This is a genomic window from Peptostreptococcus russellii, from assembly GCF_003012055.1.
GTDB classification, from domain to species: domain Bacteria; phylum Bacillota; class Clostridia; order Peptostreptococcales; family Peptostreptococcaceae; genus Peptostreptococcus; species Peptostreptococcus russellii.
On the sequence record NZ_JYGE01000003.1, the window covers coordinates 584,186 to 601,312 of the forward strand.

At 30.2% G+C, this 17,127-nt stretch carries 17 protein-coding genes; 3 read left to right on the forward strand and 14 right to left on the reverse strand.

What is annotated here, in order from left to right; translation table 11 throughout:
- Positions 1-258 precede the first annotated feature (258 nt).
- Positions 259-1,098: a DNA/RNA non-specific endonuclease gene (locus UF10_RS04505; protein WP_106776617.1), complete on the forward strand. Its 840-nt coding sequence runs from the start codon at positions 259-261 to the stop codon at positions 1,096-1,098.
- Positions 1,099-2,029: 931 nt separating this feature from the next.
- On the opposite strand, the gene UF10_RS04510 is transcribed toward UF10_RS04505, so the two are convergent.
- Together UF10_RS04510 and UF10_RS04515 are read right to left on the reverse strand one after the other, a co-directional pair.
- Positions 2,030-3,034 (reverse strand): metallophosphoesterase, encoded by a 1,005-nt coding sequence (locus tag UF10_RS04510; RefSeq protein ID WP_106776618.1) that lies wholly within the window; start codon positions 3,032-3,034, stop codon positions 2,030-2,032.
- A gap of 2 nt (positions 3,035-3,036) precedes the next feature.
- On the reverse strand, positions 3,037-4,086 hold the full coding sequence (locus UF10_RS04515) for a threonine aldolase family protein (RefSeq protein WP_106776619.1): 1,050 nt from the start codon (positions 4,084-4,086) through the stop codon (positions 3,037-3,039).
- Positions 4,087-4,349: 263 nt separating this feature from the next.
- Between UF10_RS04515 and UF10_RS04520 the strand changes: the two genes are divergently transcribed.
- Entirely contained in the window at positions 4,350-5,489 is a 1,140-nt protein-coding gene (locus UF10_RS04520) for a tyrosine-type recombinase/integrase (RefSeq protein ID WP_106776620.1), read from the forward strand.
- Between the two features lie 118 nt (positions 5,490-5,607).
- Positions 5,608-6,246 (forward strand): transcriptional repressor LexA, encoded by a 639-nt coding sequence (gene lexA / locus UF10_RS04525; protein ID WP_106776621.1) that lies wholly within the window; start codon positions 5,608-5,610, stop codon positions 6,244-6,246.
- Positions 6,247-6,301: 55 nt separating this feature from the next.
- Here the strand turns inward: lexA and UF10_RS04530 are convergent, their stop codons facing one another.
- From UF10_RS04530 to UF10_RS04585, 12 genes are all read right to left on the reverse strand, one after another.
- Positions 6,302-6,865, reverse strand: a complete 564-nt coding sequence (locus UF10_RS04530) for a thymidine kinase (RefSeq protein ID WP_106776622.1) — start codon at positions 6,863-6,865, stop codon at positions 6,302-6,304.
- Positions 6,866-6,882: 17 nt separating this feature from the next.
- Positions 6,883-7,380, reverse strand: a complete 498-nt coding sequence (locus tag UF10_RS04535) for a DUF2628 domain-containing protein (RefSeq protein ID WP_106776623.1) — start codon at positions 7,378-7,380, stop codon at positions 6,883-6,885.
- A complete protein-coding gene (gene ftsH, locus UF10_RS04540; RefSeq protein WP_106776624.1) occupies positions 7,367-9,286 on the reverse strand; it encodes an ATP-dependent zinc metalloprotease FtsH in 1,920 nt (639 codons plus the stop codon). Before ftsH ends, UF10_RS04535 begins: the two co-directional genes overlap by 14 nt.
- 39 nt (positions 9,287-9,325) lie before the next feature.
- On the reverse strand, positions 9,326-10,177 hold the full coding sequence (gene ispH / locus UF10_RS04545; protein ID WP_106776625.1) for a 4-hydroxy-3-methylbut-2-enyl diphosphate reductase: 852 nt from the start codon (positions 10,175-10,177) through the stop codon (positions 9,326-9,328).
- Between the two features lie 121 nt (positions 10,178-10,298).
- Positions 10,299-10,946 carry a lysophospholipid acyltransferase family protein gene (locus tag UF10_RS04550; RefSeq protein ID WP_242969044.1) on the reverse strand — a complete coding sequence of 216 codons (648 nt, stop codon included), beginning with the start codon at positions 10,944-10,946 and terminating at the stop codon, positions 10,299-10,301.
- Complete coding sequence (cmk, locus tag UF10_RS04555) at positions 10,918-11,580, reverse strand: (d)CMP kinase (RefSeq protein ID WP_106776627.1); 663 nt, start codon at positions 11,578-11,580, stop codon at positions 10,918-10,920. Before cmk ends, UF10_RS04550 begins: the two co-directional genes overlap by 29 nt.
- Positions 11,581-11,675: 95 nt before the next feature.
- Positions 11,676-12,971 carry a BaiN/RdsA family NAD(P)/FAD-dependent oxidoreductase gene (locus tag UF10_RS04560; RefSeq protein ID WP_106776628.1) on the reverse strand — a complete coding sequence of 432 codons (1,296 nt, stop codon included), beginning with the start codon at positions 12,969-12,971 and terminating at the stop codon, positions 11,676-11,678.
- A gap of 17 nt (positions 12,972-12,988) precedes the next feature.
- Positions 12,989-13,639, reverse strand: a complete 651-nt coding sequence (locus tag UF10_RS04565) for a histidine phosphatase family protein (RefSeq protein WP_106776629.1) — start codon at positions 13,637-13,639, stop codon at positions 12,989-12,991.
- A 102-nt stretch (positions 13,640-13,741) separates the two neighbouring features.
- Positions 13,742-14,617 carry a MurR/RpiR family transcriptional regulator gene (locus UF10_RS04570; RefSeq protein WP_106776630.1) on the reverse strand — a complete coding sequence of 292 codons (876 nt, stop codon included), beginning with the start codon at positions 14,615-14,617 and terminating at the stop codon, positions 13,742-13,744.
- A gap of 144 nt (positions 14,618-14,761) precedes the next feature.
- A complete protein-coding gene (locus tag UF10_RS04575; RefSeq protein ID WP_170062448.1) occupies positions 14,762-15,310 on the reverse strand; it encodes a class I SAM-dependent methyltransferase in 549 nt (182 codons plus the stop codon).
- 76 nt (positions 15,311-15,386) lie between these two features.
- Entirely contained in the window at positions 15,387-16,106 is a 720-nt protein-coding gene (locus UF10_RS04580) for a pseudouridine synthase (protein WP_106776632.1), read from the reverse strand.
- 65 nt (positions 16,107-16,171) lie between these two features.
- Complete coding sequence (locus tag UF10_RS04585; protein ID WP_106776633.1) at positions 16,172-16,942, reverse strand: tetratricopeptide repeat protein; 771 nt, start codon at positions 16,940-16,942, stop codon at positions 16,172-16,174.
- Positions 16,943-17,127: the final 185 nt, after the last annotated feature.

Sequence of the window (17,127 nt, forward strand, 5' to 3'; positions counted from 1 at the left end):
GGAGTATTTTAATTCCTTAATAGATTATACTTTTAGAGCTAGATATTTATAAATATCTAGCTCTCTTTTTATTTTATTACTAAACTCCCCTATTTTGTCGCTTATTTATAGATAAAATTAAACTTTAAAATTCAATTCTATTTAAGCTATTTATTTACTTTTTAATTTGTAAAGTATTTTTAGACATAAATATATAGTATATATGATATAATACTAAGGATGAGAATTTAATATAATTATAAAGAAAGAGGTGCTTTTATGAGCAAAAAGAAAAAGAACTCTCCTAAATATTCCTTGGCAACCATTTTAATTGCTTTAGCCATTATTGTTGGGTCCAGGATTACGGGAATAGATTTAAACAAATTTATCAGCAATGACAATGAAACAAAATATGAATCTCAAATAGGTAAAAATGATTCACAGAAAGGATCTTCGCTTCAAGATAAATCTTCCAATGATACTAAAATAAAAAATGATAATATTGAATCTGATAAATCTTATAGCAAAGAATTTGATTACTATCGTGATGTTCCAGAATATACTGGCAAGCCTAGCGTGACTGTTAATAATGGAAGGCCCTATTTTGCAAAACCAACTAGTACAAAAGTCTATAAGAACTACTCTGACCTAGATAGAATGAATAGAGTTGGTCCTTGTGAGGTCTTAACTGGACCAGAGTTTTTACCAAAAGAAAAACGTGGTGACATCAGTAATGTAAAGCCAACAGGATGGAAGCAAAAAAAATATAATTTTGTTGATGGAAAACATCTTTATAATAGATGTCATTTAATTGGATTCCAGATTGCGGGAGATAATGATGACTGGAGAAATTTAATGACTGGTACTAGATATATGAATGTTGATGGTATGCTACCGTATGAAAATGAAATTGCAAACTATATAAAAAAAGAAAAAAAGCATGTAAAGTATCGAGTTAGTCCAATATTCATAAGTGATGAACAGGTAGCACGTGGTGTTTTGATGGAAGCATACAGTGTTGAGGATGATAAGATAGAAATAAATGCATTCTGCTACAATGTACAGCCTGGTGTTACAATCGATTACAATACTGGCTCATCTAAGTTAAGTAAAAAATAAAATATTAAATATTTATTGAAAAGATAAGAAATAACAAAAGCAGCTGGTTAGTTAGTCCAGCTGCTTTTGTTTATAGCTATTTAAAGGAAATCGTTAGCGAATTTAAATTATACTATTTATAACTTTATTAGAACTTAATTTAAATTTATAACTTTATTAAAATTAAGTCTTATCTAATCTATGTTTTTTTGTAAAATCAAGCCCCTATTAGAGAATAAATAAAAATATCTACAAATTTATTTTTCTGTTTCAAAGTATTTAATTTTTATTAATTATTATCTATTCTTTTAATTAGAATCTAAATGAGAAATACATTTTTTAAAGTAACTACTCTACTATATGCCACCCTTATTTTAAAAAAATATTTTAATATTAACTCAAAAAACTTTTTATCATAAAATTTTATTAAACTCTTTCTTGTATATTATAATTAAATTTTCAGACTGTTTCAAATAATATTTTATATTGTCACTCTATTCAATCAAGTTTTTATTTATTATATAGTATTTATATAAGTATCAAAAAATTAACGAATATAAATTGTATTATCTTGCTACACTTACTATTATACGAGTTTTACCTTATAATTACAAGCATTTTTTAATTATTATTATATAATATAGGTTAATTCTTTTGTTTTAATTGATATTTTTTGACTTTATCATACTAATTTTACACTTATTTTTATATTATTTTTAAAAAATCATTCTTAAATAAATTATAAATCAAAAATACATTTTTTCTTAATAAATTTAATAATATAAATTTTTGTTTAGATATTACTATTTAAATTTCGACAATTAATTATTTCAAAAAAATAATTAAAGAAAGAGCTACTAGAATATACTAATTGCTCTTCGATAAAATACACAATATTCTATTATATTTCACCTGATAATATCATATATAAAAAACTTTTTTTATTAAAAAATTATTCAAATTTAATAGAGATAATTTCTGGTCTACAGTTAATTCTTATCTTTAAGGCTGATGATCCCAATCCTTTTGTCACAAACATCTTTGAGTTTCCCCTATCATATTCTCCAAAACTATACTTAGGGAAAAACTTCCTATCTGGAGAAAATAATCCTTTCTTGCCTATCCTTACGATACCGCCATGTACATGACCTGAAAATACATAATCAGCTCCCCATTTTGCATATTCGTCAAAAATAAGTGGGTTATGTGATAAAAGAATATTGCATTCATCTTTATCCAGTATGCCAAGCTTATGTTCTATATACTCTTTATTTATCTCCTTAGTTTTTCTGTTACTAAACATATATCTATAGCTTTCAAAAGGAAGAATAAGGCCATAAATATTGATATACCTATATTTTTTCTGATTTTTTTTCTTTGGAGTAAATTCTTTATCTATATCTTTTTCATCAATAGACTCACTATTTGCTTTCTTTATTTCTTTATTATTTTTTAAATTATCTTTCCCATAATTTTCAGAAAGAGTCTCTCTTTTAAAAACTTTAAAATTTGGATCTATTACCAACTTTTGGTTATTCAGCCTTTCTATATCCAAATCCTTTACTTGTCTAAAGTATTCCATATAATCATCTTTATATTTCTTTTCTAGAGCTTTATGCTCGTGATTTCCAGTAACATAGAAAACTTTATACTTTTGAGATAGGTCTTTTAACAAATTTAAAGCAGCTTCATAGTTTTTCTTTTCCGCTTCTATCATATCTCCAGTAATAAATACTGCATCTGGTTTTTCTTTATCAATCAACTCAATTAATCGTTCATTGTTTTTTCCAAATGATTTTCCGTGTAAATCTCCTAACTGTACTATTTTCTTGCCCTTAAACTTATTTACTAACTTATCTGATTTTATAGAAAATCTAGTCACTTCCAAGTGGTTCGCCTCTACATAAAAATAAGCTATAATTCCAAGTAGCAATAGAAACAATGACGTTCCATACATTCTTACATACCTCCTATTGCATCTTCAAGAAATTCAATAGACTCTTCTGTTGTAGCCCAACTACTACAAAATCTAGTTGCACTTTTATCTTCGTCAATATCTAACTCAATATTAAAACTTATATTTTTTTCTCTTAACTTTTCTTGCTGATCTTTAGTTAATATTGGAAACTGCTGGTTTGTATATGATTCAACTAAAAATTCTATGCCCTTATCTTCAAAAGCTTTTTTAATTCTCATAGCGTAATCATATGCCTTTTTACATTTATTTATATAGTTGTTATCTGTAAACAAAGTATCAAATTGTATACCTAGCATTCTTCCTTTTGCCAAAACACCACCATTATGCTTTGATATGCATTTAAAGTCTTTATTATATTTATTATTTGTAAAACAAACTGCCTCACCAAACATAGCACCGCATTTTGTTCCGCCAATATAAAATACATCTGTATACTTTGCCAAATCCTCTAGTGTTATGTCGTTTTCATCAGAAGAAAGTGCATATGCTAATCTTGCTCCATCCAAAAACAAAGGCATTTCAAATTTATCACATACCTTCTTTATATTAATCAGCTCTTCTCTTGTATAAAGTGCTCCTCTTTCAGTTGGATGCGAAATATATACTGCAGCTGGCTGAACTTTATGCCAGTCATCCTTTTCAAAGAAATCACTTAAATATCCATCTAAAGCAGATGATGATATCTTAGATTCATTGTCTAGCTTATCGTCATTATTAGATAGAGTAATCACCTTGTGACCTCTTCCCTCTATAGCACCTACCTCATGAACATTTATATGCCCAAGTATTGGAGATACTACACCTTGATGTGGTCTTAATATTGCATCAAGTACGATCATATTTGCTTGTGTTCCTCCTACTAAGAAATGAACATCCACATCTTTCTTACAAGCCTTTTGGATTTTAACTTCTGCCGACTCACAGTACTTATCTGCCCTGTAGCCTGGTGACTGTTCATAGTTAGTTTTTACAAGCTCATCTAATATTTCTTTAATGCATCCTTCTGCATAGTCATTCTCAAATCTAAACATATTCTTCCTCCTCAAACTTTTATTTTCATTGCTATAACTATTATACAATAAATAATTGTTATTTTGTTTAATTTAAGAAAATTATTATATTGATAAAAATTCAATCTTTTAATTTTATTAGCTTCTTATTTTTCTTAGCTTGATAATCAACACATCTCAATCTATATTTTTAATAAAACTCTCAAGCTTAAATTTTTAAACTTAGCTTATTTAAAGATTTTTGTTATAATATAATAGATAGATATATTATAAGGAGGCTAATTATGGTTAAAAAAATTAATAATAAATCATCTAGACCAGATAACATTGTAATACGTGATCATATGGTTATAGAAGAATGTGAACATATAGAATCTGAACTTCCATCTTTTATGAGGGATTACTTTGTATATCTTAGAGGATCTGTTGCACCAACTACTAGAAGAGCTTATCTTCATGATATAAAGTTTTTCTGTGACTACCTTATTGGAACTGATCTTTTTACCAATGCAGAAAATCCAAAAGATATACTTTTAGAAGAGTTTAATGAAATCAAAGCAAGAGATGTTAACTTATTCTTAGGTGACTATTGCAATAGATATTATAAAGAGATAAATGATGAAAGAGTACTATTTGAAAATAATAATAAGGCACTAGCAAGAAAAAAATCATCTATATCTACTTTATTTAAATTCTTATTTAGAAATGAACAGATAGACGAGGATATTACAAGTGGCTTCAATCCTATAAAACTGCCTAAGCCACAACCAGATGCTATAAAAAGACTTGCTATTGATGAAGTCTCCATTATGTTAGATGCAGTAGAGAGTGGAAATGGGCTTACAGATAAAGAAAAAGAGTACTGGATGAAGACAAAGCTAAGAGACAGAGCCATACTAGTATTATTTGTAACTTATGGTCTTAGATTAAATGAACTAAGGGAGTTAAATATTTCCTCTTTTAATTTTTCTAGAGGAGAGTTTGTAATCTATAGAAAAAGAGGCAAGGAAGTTTTAATGCCTATAAACGATGCCTGCGAAAAGGTAGTAAAGGAATATATAGATTTTGAAAGGCCAAAAGATGATCAAATTCAAGAGGAATATCAAGATGCACTATTCTTATCTCTTCAAAAGAAAAGAATGTCAGCAAAGTCTATAAGAGCATTAGTAAAGAAATATACCTCTATAGGTATGAAAACTGATAGAAATAGAGGCTATAGTCCACATAAGTTACGTGCAACCGCTGCTACATCACTTATTCAAACAGGTTTTTCAATATATGATGTACAAAACCTTCTAGATCATGACAATGTAACTACTACACAACTATATGCTGCCCATAGAAAGAACTTAAAGCGTGATATTGTTGAAAATTTCGATTGGCTAGACGATGAACATGCACTTGGAAAGAAAAGAGATGATTAATTCTTTTTTATTTCATATAAATAAAGTCATTTTATAGATTATATTTATATTAGACTCCTTGAACATATGTTCACATCGTGATATAATAGACTCATTATAATGGAATGAGGGATAAATTATGTATGAGGATTTAAAAGAAAAAGATATTTTGGTACTTGAATATATCAAAGAACATAGTGGAGCAAAAGGATACCCACCTTCAGTAAGAGAGATTTGCAAGAAACTAGGTATTAAGTCAACCTCTACTGTATTTAAAATTTTAAATAGACTAGAAAAATATGATTATATCAGAAAGGATGCTACAAAGCCAAGAGCTATAGAGATATTAGATAAGGGAGTTAGCTCTGAAAATATAGTAGGATTTAACTCTGAAGTAATAAATATTCCTATAGTCGGTCAAATAGCCGCTGGAGAACCTATCTTTGCAGAAGAAAATATTGAAGAATATATGACTCTTCCATCTTCATATGTAAAGGGAAAGAATTGCTTTATGCTACGTGTAAAGGGCGATAGTATGATAGATGTTGGTATTATGGATAGAGATTATATAATTGTCGATTCCTCACAAATAAATCCAATAGATGGTAAAATCGTAGTAGCTCTTGTCAATGAAGATAGCTCGACTGTAAAAACACTTCTAAGAAAAGATAATAAAATTATATTGAAGCCAGAGAATGAACTTTATGAAGAAATGGTATTTGAAGCTGATCAAGTAAGTATAATGGGAACAGTTACGGGCGTTTTTAGAGTAATATAATACTTTAAACTAAAAAGCTACCATAAAATATGGTAGCTTTTTTAATGTAAACTATTTACTCTCCAAAATTTCCTTCTTTGTAGTGTTTTCTGCAAAGAGCTGTATACTTATCATTGGCGCCTAACTCTATTTGCTCACCTTCTCGAATAATGCCCTTGTCATTATATCTTGCATTACAAGTAGCTTTCGATCCGCACCAACATACTGTCTTTACCTCGTGTATCTCATCTGCTATAGTAATAAGCCTTTGAGAACCTTCAAACAAACAATTTTTAAAGTCTGCCCTAAGTCCATAGCACATCACTGGTATCGATAATACATCAACAATATCCGATAAAAAATCAATCTGATCCTTTGTAGCAAATTGTATCTCATCAACAATTATACAGTCATAACTTTTTATTTCTTCCTGTGAATATTTCATGAAGTTCGATAATAACTCGCATTCATGTTCAAGACCAATCCTAGATTTAATTTTATAGGCACCATCTCTTACATCAAGATCAGCTTTTACAAGAAGAGATCTTTTACCTCTTTCATGATAATTATAATGTACCATTAATACATTCGCTGTCTTAGAGCTACCCATTACTCCATAGTAAAAATATAACTTTGCCATCTATCTATTCTCTCCTCTTATAAAAATAGTGCCATAGCAAATATTAAAATTGTACCTACTATCCAGCATATAGTCATATGCATATCAACACTAGATTTATCTTTCAAAAATCTATCCTTATACTTATCATCTATATGATTAGCATCTTCCTTTAAAGTTTTTATTTTTTTATAGTAATCGTAATTTCCATAAAATCCTGTTCTCAAATATATTAAAAAAGATAGTACATATATAGAAATCCACAAAGGTGTCTTTAAGTAATATGCTACTGTCGCCAAGCAAGCCTGTATACCTATTATAATAGCTCCTTTGTATGTCATCTTTCTATATACATACCAAAATGGAGAAAATAACAGTGCTTGTAGGTTAAAGCTCTTTGTCTTACCCTCTTTTTCAAATACTTCAAATATAGGCTTATAGTACTCATAGTTTTTTCCAACTAGATCCTCTTCGCTTATTTTTCTATTGTTCTTTATTACTGTTATACTTTCTTCTTTTTTATTAAAGAGTTTCATCTTCTGCACCACCTATACTTTCTTCATCTAATTCTAATGAAGATTCTGGTTTAGGAGTAATTTCATATTTACTGTCTAATATATCCATAAATTCTTCACCTGTTATTGTTTCATTTTTTAGTAGATAGGCAGATATCTCATGTAGCTTATCTAAATTGTCATTTAATATCTTTATTGCATTTGCATGACACTCACTTACTATTTTAATTACAGAGTTATCTATAATAGTAGAAGTCTCTGGTGAACAAGCTAGAGATGCATCTCCTCCTAAGTAGGCATTATTGACCGTTTCAAGTGCTACCATTCCAAATTTCTCATCCATACCAAATCTAGTAATCATTGCCCTAGCAATCTTTGTTGCCATTTCTATATCATTTGAAGCCCCTGAAGTCTTAGTGTTAAATATTACCTCTTCAGCTGCTCTACCACCTGTATAAGTAGTAATCTTATCCAATGCTTCATCTTTAGTCATAAGTACCTTTTCTACCTCATCTAGCTGCATAGTATATCCAAGTGCCCCTGATGTTCTAGGTATAATAGTAATCTTATGTACAGGAGCAGAGTGTTTTCCACTTGCAGCAACTAAAGCATGTCCTACCTCGTGATAAGCAATAATCTTCTTTTCATCTTCATTAATTACTGCTCCCTTTCTCTGATATCCTGCTATTACAGTTTCAACTGATTCTTCTAGATCTTCCTGTATTATTTCTTTTCTTCCCATTCTAACAGCTCTTAATGCTGCCTCATTTACTATATTGGCAAGCTCAGCACCTGATGCACCGGATGTTGCTCTTGCAACCTGATTATAATCTATATCATCTGATTTATTAACACCTTTGGCATGAACCTTTAATATAGACTCTCTTCCATTTACGTCAGGTAATTCTACTGGAACTCTTCTATCAAATCTACCAGGTCTTAAAAGAGCCTTATCTAAAGATTCTGGTCTATTAGTAGCCGCTAATATTACAACACCTATACCATCTTCAAATCCATCCATCTCACTTAGTAGCTGATTTAAAGTTTGTTCTCTCTCATCATTACCACCAAAGTTAGAATCTCTCTTTTTACCTATTGCATCTATCTCATCTATAAATACTATACTAGGTGCTTTTTCCTTAGCTTGTTTGAATAAGTCTCTTACTCTTGAAGCTCCCATACCAACAAACATCTCAACAAACTCTGAACCAGATATTGAGAAAAACGGAACTTCTGCTTCTCCTGCAACCGCCTTAGCTAATAATGTTTTACCTGTTCCTGGAGGTCCTACCAATAAGGCACCCGTCGGCATCTTTGCACCAATAGATGTATATTTCTTTGGATCGTGAAGAAAGTCAACTATTTCATTTAAAGCTTCTTTTGCTTCATCTTGACCTGCAACATCATCAAAAGTAATTCCTGTAGACTTTACATAAAGTTTTGCATTACTTTTGCCAAATGACATCATTCCACCTGGTCCACCCATTTTCTTGCCCATACTTTTTAGTAAGAACCTTCCTATCATCCAGAAGAAGAAGAAAGGTAGTACCCAAGTTAATATAAAGTAAAGAATAGGTGTATTTTCTGAAGGTATCTCCTGCTTATAGTTTGCACCTGACTTTTCTAATTCTTTTACTAGTTCAGGGTCATTTACAACTCCAGTTATATAAGACTTATTATCATCTTTTTTATTACTAGTAAACTTAATCTTTTTGTCGTCAATAGTTACATCTTTTACCTTTTTATCTTCAAGCATTTCTATAAATGTACTATAACCGACTTCCTCTGCCTTCTTCTTTTCCATATTAGGTATAAATATACTATTTAATATCAATATGAAAATTAATAAGACACCATAAAACCAAATAAAACTGGAATTCGGTTTTTTATTATTATTATTGTTACTATCATTACTGTTATTATTCATTTTCTCACCCCTTGACTATTTTAATATATCAATTTATAACTACAATTTTTCTAGATATTCTATGGCCTCATGTATTATCCAATCAGGAGTAGATGCTCCTGCAGTAACACCTATGACTTCATAATTAGAAAAATCTACATCATATAAATCTTCTCTTGTTTCTATTGATACGGTATTTCCTCTTTCTTTACATATATTTACAAGCTTTTGAGTATTTGAACTATGCTTTCCACCGATTACTACCATTACATCTACCTTGGAAGATAGCTCTCTAGCAGATTGTTGTCTTACTCTTGTAGCAGAACATATAGTATTTTTAATATCTAACTCAAGGTTGAGTGATTCTAAATATTCTATTATTTTCTCAAAGTTTTCTTCATTCATTGTTGTTTGAGATACTACTACATAGCTTTTATCATAGTCAAAATCATACTTTAATACATCATCCATATCTTTAAATATAATTGCACTATCCTTGCACCACCCATTTATACCTATTACCTCTGGATGATTTTTATCTCCTAAAAGTATTATAGCCTTTTTATCCTCTTCGCTCTTTTTAACTATCTCATGAATTTTTTTTACAAAAGGACAAGTAGTATCTACAATTTCTATACCTCTATCCCTTGCCTCATCATATATTTTCTTTGCAACACCGTGAGATCTAATTATCATTTCTATATTTTCTTTAATTTCTATTTCTTCTATCTCATCAACTGTTATAAGACCTCTTTCTTCATATTTTTCTACTGCTTGTCTATTATGAATAAGTGGCCCTAAAGCGTACACTTGCATATCTCTTTTTTCTTCTATCTCATTATATGCTATATTCATTGCTCTTTTTACGCCGAAACAAAAACCTGCGTTATCAGCGATTATTACTCTCTTCATACTATCTACTATCCCTTCATTGCCAATAATGGCTTTAAATAATTATTTAATAGTATTTTACCCATTTACTTACATTTTAAGCTTGATTACTGGCTTTTAAACTTTAATAATGATTGACATATTACTTTTTTATGCCATTTTTATTTTCTAAATAATTTTTTTCAACTGCATCCATCATAATTTGGGCTATTTCTTGATATTCCTTTTTATCAACCTTTCTTGTGTTGTACTCAGTCATATCTATTGTTTCCCCTATTACTACCTTTACCTTAGAAAAAGGCCTATAAGTACTTATTATACTCATAGGTAATATATTAGCCTTAGTCTTTAATGCAAATAAGGCAACTCCTGGCTTTGCAGGTAAGAACTCTTCTGTTTCACTTCTCGTACCCTCTGGAAATATACCTAAAACTCTCCCACTTTTAATTTGCTTTAATATTCCTTTTATAGTTGATAGACCTGGATTTTCTCTATCAATTGCTATTACCTCTAACTTTTTAAGTATCAATCTTAAAACAGGTATCTTAAATAACTCTTTTTTTGCGACAGGTATTATTCTTCTATTTCTTACTGAAGCCATCATAAAAACTGGATCTAGAACACTCTTATGATTTGCTACTATTATCAGGTTTCCATCGTCTGGAATATTCTCTTGACCAGTTATCTCCATTCTAAAAAAAATTTTAGAAAAAGCTCTTAGTACCCCGCATACAAAATTGTAAAACCTCATTTTATCACCCTTATCTGATTTTATCTGATTCCACCGCATCTATAATATAGTCTACCACTTCATTTATACTCATACTTGTTGAGTCTATTTCTATAGCATCTTCAGCTTTTATAAGAGGAGAAACCTCCCTAGTCGAATCAATTTTATCTCTCTTTTTTATATCTTCTATTATATTATCCAAGTCTACATCTTCGCCCTTAGACTTAAGCTCCTCATATCTTCTTCTTCCTCTCTCCTGTGCTGAAGCTGAAAGAAAGAATTTATATCTGGCATCTGGGAATATACAAGTGCCAACATCTCTTCCATCTAGTATAGCATCGCTTTCAGAAGCTATCTCTCTTTGTCTTGCTACTAATAGTTTTCTAACCTTCTTTATCTTTGCAACATTTGAAACATTTGAAGATACTTCCTGTCTTCTTATTTCTATATCTATGTTTTTACCATCTAAATAGATTTGATTATTTCGAAAATCTACATCAGATGATTCACAAATCTTTATTACCTCTTCTTCATTATTAATATTTATACCTTCTTCTATGCATTTATATGTGATTGCACGATACATTGCCCCCGTATCCAAATAGTTTATATCTAACCTTTTGGATACAAGTTTGGATATCGTACTTTTACCTGCACCTGCTGGCCCGTCTATCGCTATAATCAGATTTTCCATTCATTTCTCCATTCTTTTTATATTGAAATTAATCAAAAATAAAAACTTATTTATAATAATTATATATTATAGTTATTTTCTGTAGTTATCCTTAACTATTTCAAACTTTCTGCAGCACTCATACCTGCTAAGTAACCTGTAGAAAAGGCTATCTGTAAGTTGTAACCCCCAGTTAAAGCATCGACGTCTATCACTTCTCCTGCAAAATATATACCTGAATCAATCACTGACTCTAAACTACTAGAATCAATATTTTTTACATCTATTCCACCAGAAGTTATAGTTGCTCTTTCTAGATCTGCTAATGATGTTGGAGTCAACTCTGCTTTTTTAAGTGATTTGTAAAGTATTTCAAAGTTTTTATTTGAAATATTTGCACTGCAATCATTTATAAAGTCAAATTTTCCATCCGATTCCTCATTACATTTTTCCAGTATCCTCTTTAAAAAATTGTTGGGAAATAATTCTTTAAGATTACTTAAAATTGTTTTTTTAGGATTACTTTTTGCTATGTCAAAAAGTTCATCTTTAGCTATATCTGTTATAAAATCAATCTCTAAAATTGATTCTTCTATACTTCTATTAATATAAGATGATGCCTTCAAAACAGCAGGTCCACCGATACCTTTATGAGTAAAAACCATATCACCATATAATTCTGCTAGCTTTTTCGATTTTTGATTACTAGTTTTGGAACTATTTTTATTTTTGGAACTTACTTTAGATACTGTGATAGATACATTTTGAAGCGATATTCCTGGAATATCCTTTACCCAACTTTCTTTTATATTCATAGGAGCCAAGGCTGGAACTTCCTTGATCACATTGTAACCCTTTTTAGAAAGTATCTTCATAATAGAGCCATCAGACCCTGTCTGAGGATAACTAGACCCCCCTGAAGCTATTATAATCCTATCAGATTTTATTATCAAATCATCAGAAATTATTTTCTTTTCTTTTAGATTTATATCTCCTACCTTACTCTTACTTATATAATCTATATTTGATTTTCTCAGCTCTAAGTTCAACACTTCAATCAAGTCCATAGATTTTCCACTTTTTAAATATACCTTATTATCATTGTCATCCTCTACCACATAGTCTAGTCCAATTTTTTTTATAAATTCTTTTAAGTCTTCATTTGAAAAGCTATACAAAGATGAGTAGAGAAATTTCTTGTTTCTCACTATATTATCAAAGAAATTAGATATATCTTTATTGTTGGTGAAATTACATCTTCCACCACCTGTAATTCTAAGTTTATTTCCAATATTACTATTAGAATCAATTATACATATATCAGCCTGATTATTTACTTTTCTTGCAGACAAAGCTGCCATTATACCTGCTGGACCTGCGCCCAAAATTGCAATATCATAATTTTTTAGCATTTATTATTTTCTCCAATTTATTCTAAAGCACTAACTTTTTCATTAGCCCCTCTATTTTTATCTGTTTTTAGATGTCTTGTATCATTCATCTTCATAATCACAGGGCCATAATTTCTATACTCTACTATATTCAAGGCAGTATTATCCTGCTTAATTCTATATAAATTTCTAACATGAGATTCAAGAAAATCTAAAAGCATCACTCTTACAGTTACTGAATGTGATACCAATAATATATGTCTATTGTCATATTTATCGTTTAGCATTTTTATAAGTTCTTCAGTTCTATCTTTTACCATAGATAAGGCTTCTCCCTTAGGAATATGGGCTTTATCTGGCTCTTCTCTCCACATTCTAAAAGTATCCGGATACATTTTCTCTATCTTTTTCATTGGCATACCTTCCCATATACCAAAGCCCATCTCTCTAAGAAGATTTGTCGGCTCAACCTTAATATTTAATTTACTGCCAACTATTTCTGCAGTTTGAACAGCTCTTCCTAAGTCACTACAATATATCATATCTATAGGATAATTCTTTAAAGCCTCTGCTAATTCACTTGCTTGCCTTTCTCCTAGTTCTGTAAGAGGAGAATTACCATGCCCCTGAGTCTTTCCTAAAGTATTCCATACAGTTTGTCCATGTCTTACTAAGTAATATGTATTCATATTGCCTCCTATTATTAATCTCTTTTTGTTTTTATTAATAAATATCTATCCTTAAAGTAAAGTAACCCAATATGATATCAACATATTAGGTTACGCTAGTATTTACTCATATATTTCAAATTTTTCCCAGATATCTTCTAATTCATTAAAATATGACATTATATCCTCTTTTTCTCTCATGGCTACACCTATTACTAAAGCATTTGCCACGCTAAATGCTGGTACAAGAGAATCTACAAATGAAACCATATTATTTTTAACTGTTACTATTACATCTGAAATCTTTGCTGTAGGAGCATTGTAGCTATCTGTAAGTGCTATTACTTTAGCTCCTCTTTCTTTAGCAAATTCCGCTACTTGTAGGGTCTTTTTTGAATACCTTGGAAAACTTATTACGATTAAAACGTCACCTTTTCCAAGCTTAATCATCTGTTCTACGGGCTCGCCCATATCCATTCTTACAATTATCACGTCATCTAATATATAGTTTAGGTAATAACCTAGATACTTTGCTACATATATAGAACTTCTTAACCCCATTATATATAGCTTCTTAGCAGAAATAATTGTATTTACTGCCTTTTCATATGATTTTTCCTCTAGAGTATCAAGAGTTTCTTTGATATTATCAATATCTGCCTTTAATACATTTTCTAGAATTTTTGAATCAGTGGAATAATCCCTATTGGCCATTTCCACTCTTTCTACTGTTGTCAGCTTTGTCTTGATTAGCTCCTGAAGGTCATCCTGAAACTTTGGATATCCCGAAAATCCTAATGAATTAGCAAATCTTACAACAGTAGACTCACTTACTCCGACGGTTTCACCCAACTTTGAAGCTGTCATAAATGCAACTTTTGGGTAATTTCCCATAGTATAATTTGCAAGTAATTTTTGACCTTTACTCATTGTTTTATACTTTTCTTTCATAATAGTCATAAGACTATCACTTTCATTTATATTTACATCATCATTCATATAATAAGACCCCTTATATAAAATACTTAATTATCACTAATAACATTATACAGTAATAATATAATATTTTCAATTGAATAGACAATTCCTTAATAGATTAATGAAAAAAATATTTGTCATTTCAGCAAATATAATAAATTTTCTTTATTTTCTTTTTTCTATAAGAATTAACTTCGGAGGCTTATTTTTTTGATTCAAAAAATTGACCATAGATACATTATATTTTTTCTGATCCAAAGCTTCAACAAAGGATTTAACTTCTAAAAACTCTTCCATGCCACCTTCATGCCCAACATATGATGCCAAGGCTATCATGGCACCTTGGGATAAAAGTTCTATTATAGATTCTATCGACTTAATAGTTGTATTAGCTCTTGTTATAATACTATGATCAGCTTTCGGTAAATAACCCAGATTAAAAACTGCAAAATCGATCTGCCTATCTACATATAGCCCAACATTCTCATGACCGTCATGTATTATTTTACTATTGTCTTCAAATCCATTCTCTTGCAATAATCTTTTCGTGTTATTAACTGCCAACTCTTGAATATCAAACCCGTATCCAAATCCCTTTTCACCGACTATTTTCATCAAATATAGTATATCATTACCATTTCCTACTGTTGCATCCAGTATGCTGTCTCCAGCTTTTAACTTACTCTTTGCTATTAACTTTATTATACTGTTCACATTGTTGAAATCTTCCATATAATTTATACCTCTAATTCTTTACTTGTAAAACTTTTATGTATCGGCTAACAAATAATTACTTACGATTTTTCAAATACTTAAGTTCCGCTTCAGTAAGACTTCTATGTTCTCCAGGATTTAAGTCATTTAAGTGTATTTCACCAAGCGCAATTCTTTTAAGATTCATTACCGGATGACCTATAGCTTCAAACATCTTTCTCACCTGTCTATTGTGTCCTTCGTGTATTGTTGCCTTACATACTGAATAGTTTTTCTCCGTGCTTGTCTTTAGTATTTTTATTTCTGCCTTTGCTGTAACATAATTTTCTATTTCTAAACCATTTTCAAATGAAGAAATTTCCCTTGCTGTAGGTATGCCTCTTACTGAAGCTATATATGTCTTATTAAACTCATGACTTGGATGCGTTAATTTATATGTAAGATCTCCGTCATTTGTCATAAGTAATAAACCACTAGTTTCATAGTCTAATCTACCTACTGGATATACTCTTTCTTTTACATTTGGAATTAAATCCATTACACTCTTTCTGCCAAACTGTTCTTTTGCCGTTGTTATATATCCTTCTGGCTTGTTTAGTAAAATATATACTTTCTTCTCATCTTCTCTAGATATTGTCTGTCCATCAAACTCAACTATATCTCTATCCTCATCAACTTGATAAGATAGTTCCTTCATTACACTACCATTTACTTTTATTCTTCCAGCTAATATATATTCCTCAGCCTTTCTTCTTGATGCAATTCCTGATCTTGCTATAAATTTATTTATTCTCATTTTAAATCCCCTTAATAAAAAGCTATCTCTAAAAGAAATAGCTTTTCTAATTATAATTAACTTTTCTAATTTCCTACACCTTGTTGCGTTTGCGGTTGTGTCTGTGTTTGACCTATACCACCTGTATTTCCTCCACTTTGTTGACCTGTGTTATTCCCCGTGTTGCCTCCAACATTATTTCCAGTAGAATTACCTGTATTAGGTGGATTTGTTCCAGTTGTATTGCTTCCGCCATAATTGTTGTTAGATCCTGTACTGCCTGTATAGTCCTTGTCTTGAGATCCTGTACTGCCTGTATAGTCTTTTTTCTCTGTTGTTTTATCAGAGTAATCATCTTCACTATTACTTTTTGAAGAGTACTGTTGTTTATCACTATAAAAATTTGAGCTATATATAGAGGCACTTGTATAGTTATTTTTATTTTCCTCTGCCGTTTTCTTTGCATTTTCTTTTCTAGTAATTGTTGCTCTTTTTTGATTTTTCAAAGCTTCTTGAGCTTTTGCCAACATATCTTCTGCCTGACTTCTTACTTTTGCAGATCCTGAATTATCATTTAATAAATCTTGTAACTCCTTTATTTCCTGTTCATAATCCTTACGAGATTCGCATTTTTGAGCCTTTTTTAGCTTCATAGCTTGATAGTACATTCCTCTTGCTTCTGAGTTGGACTCATCTTCATCTAGGACTTTAGAAAGATTAGTCATAGCTTTATCATATTCACCATTTTCAATGAATTTTCTAGCACCAGTCATCAATTCACTTGACTCTGTAAATCCACACCCTGAAAGAGTAAGTGCACATATCAATACCATTATCGAAATTATTTTCTTATTCATCTTAACCTCCTGTAAAGGTACTCGCATCCTAAAATTAACGTAAAAACACGCTAATTACCTTTTTATTATACCATATGGTCTTTAATCAAGCAAACAATTAAAGAGCTATTATAGATACTAATCTATAATTATTTAAACAAAAGATAGGGCTACCATTACAGTAGCCCTATCTTAATAAATATAGT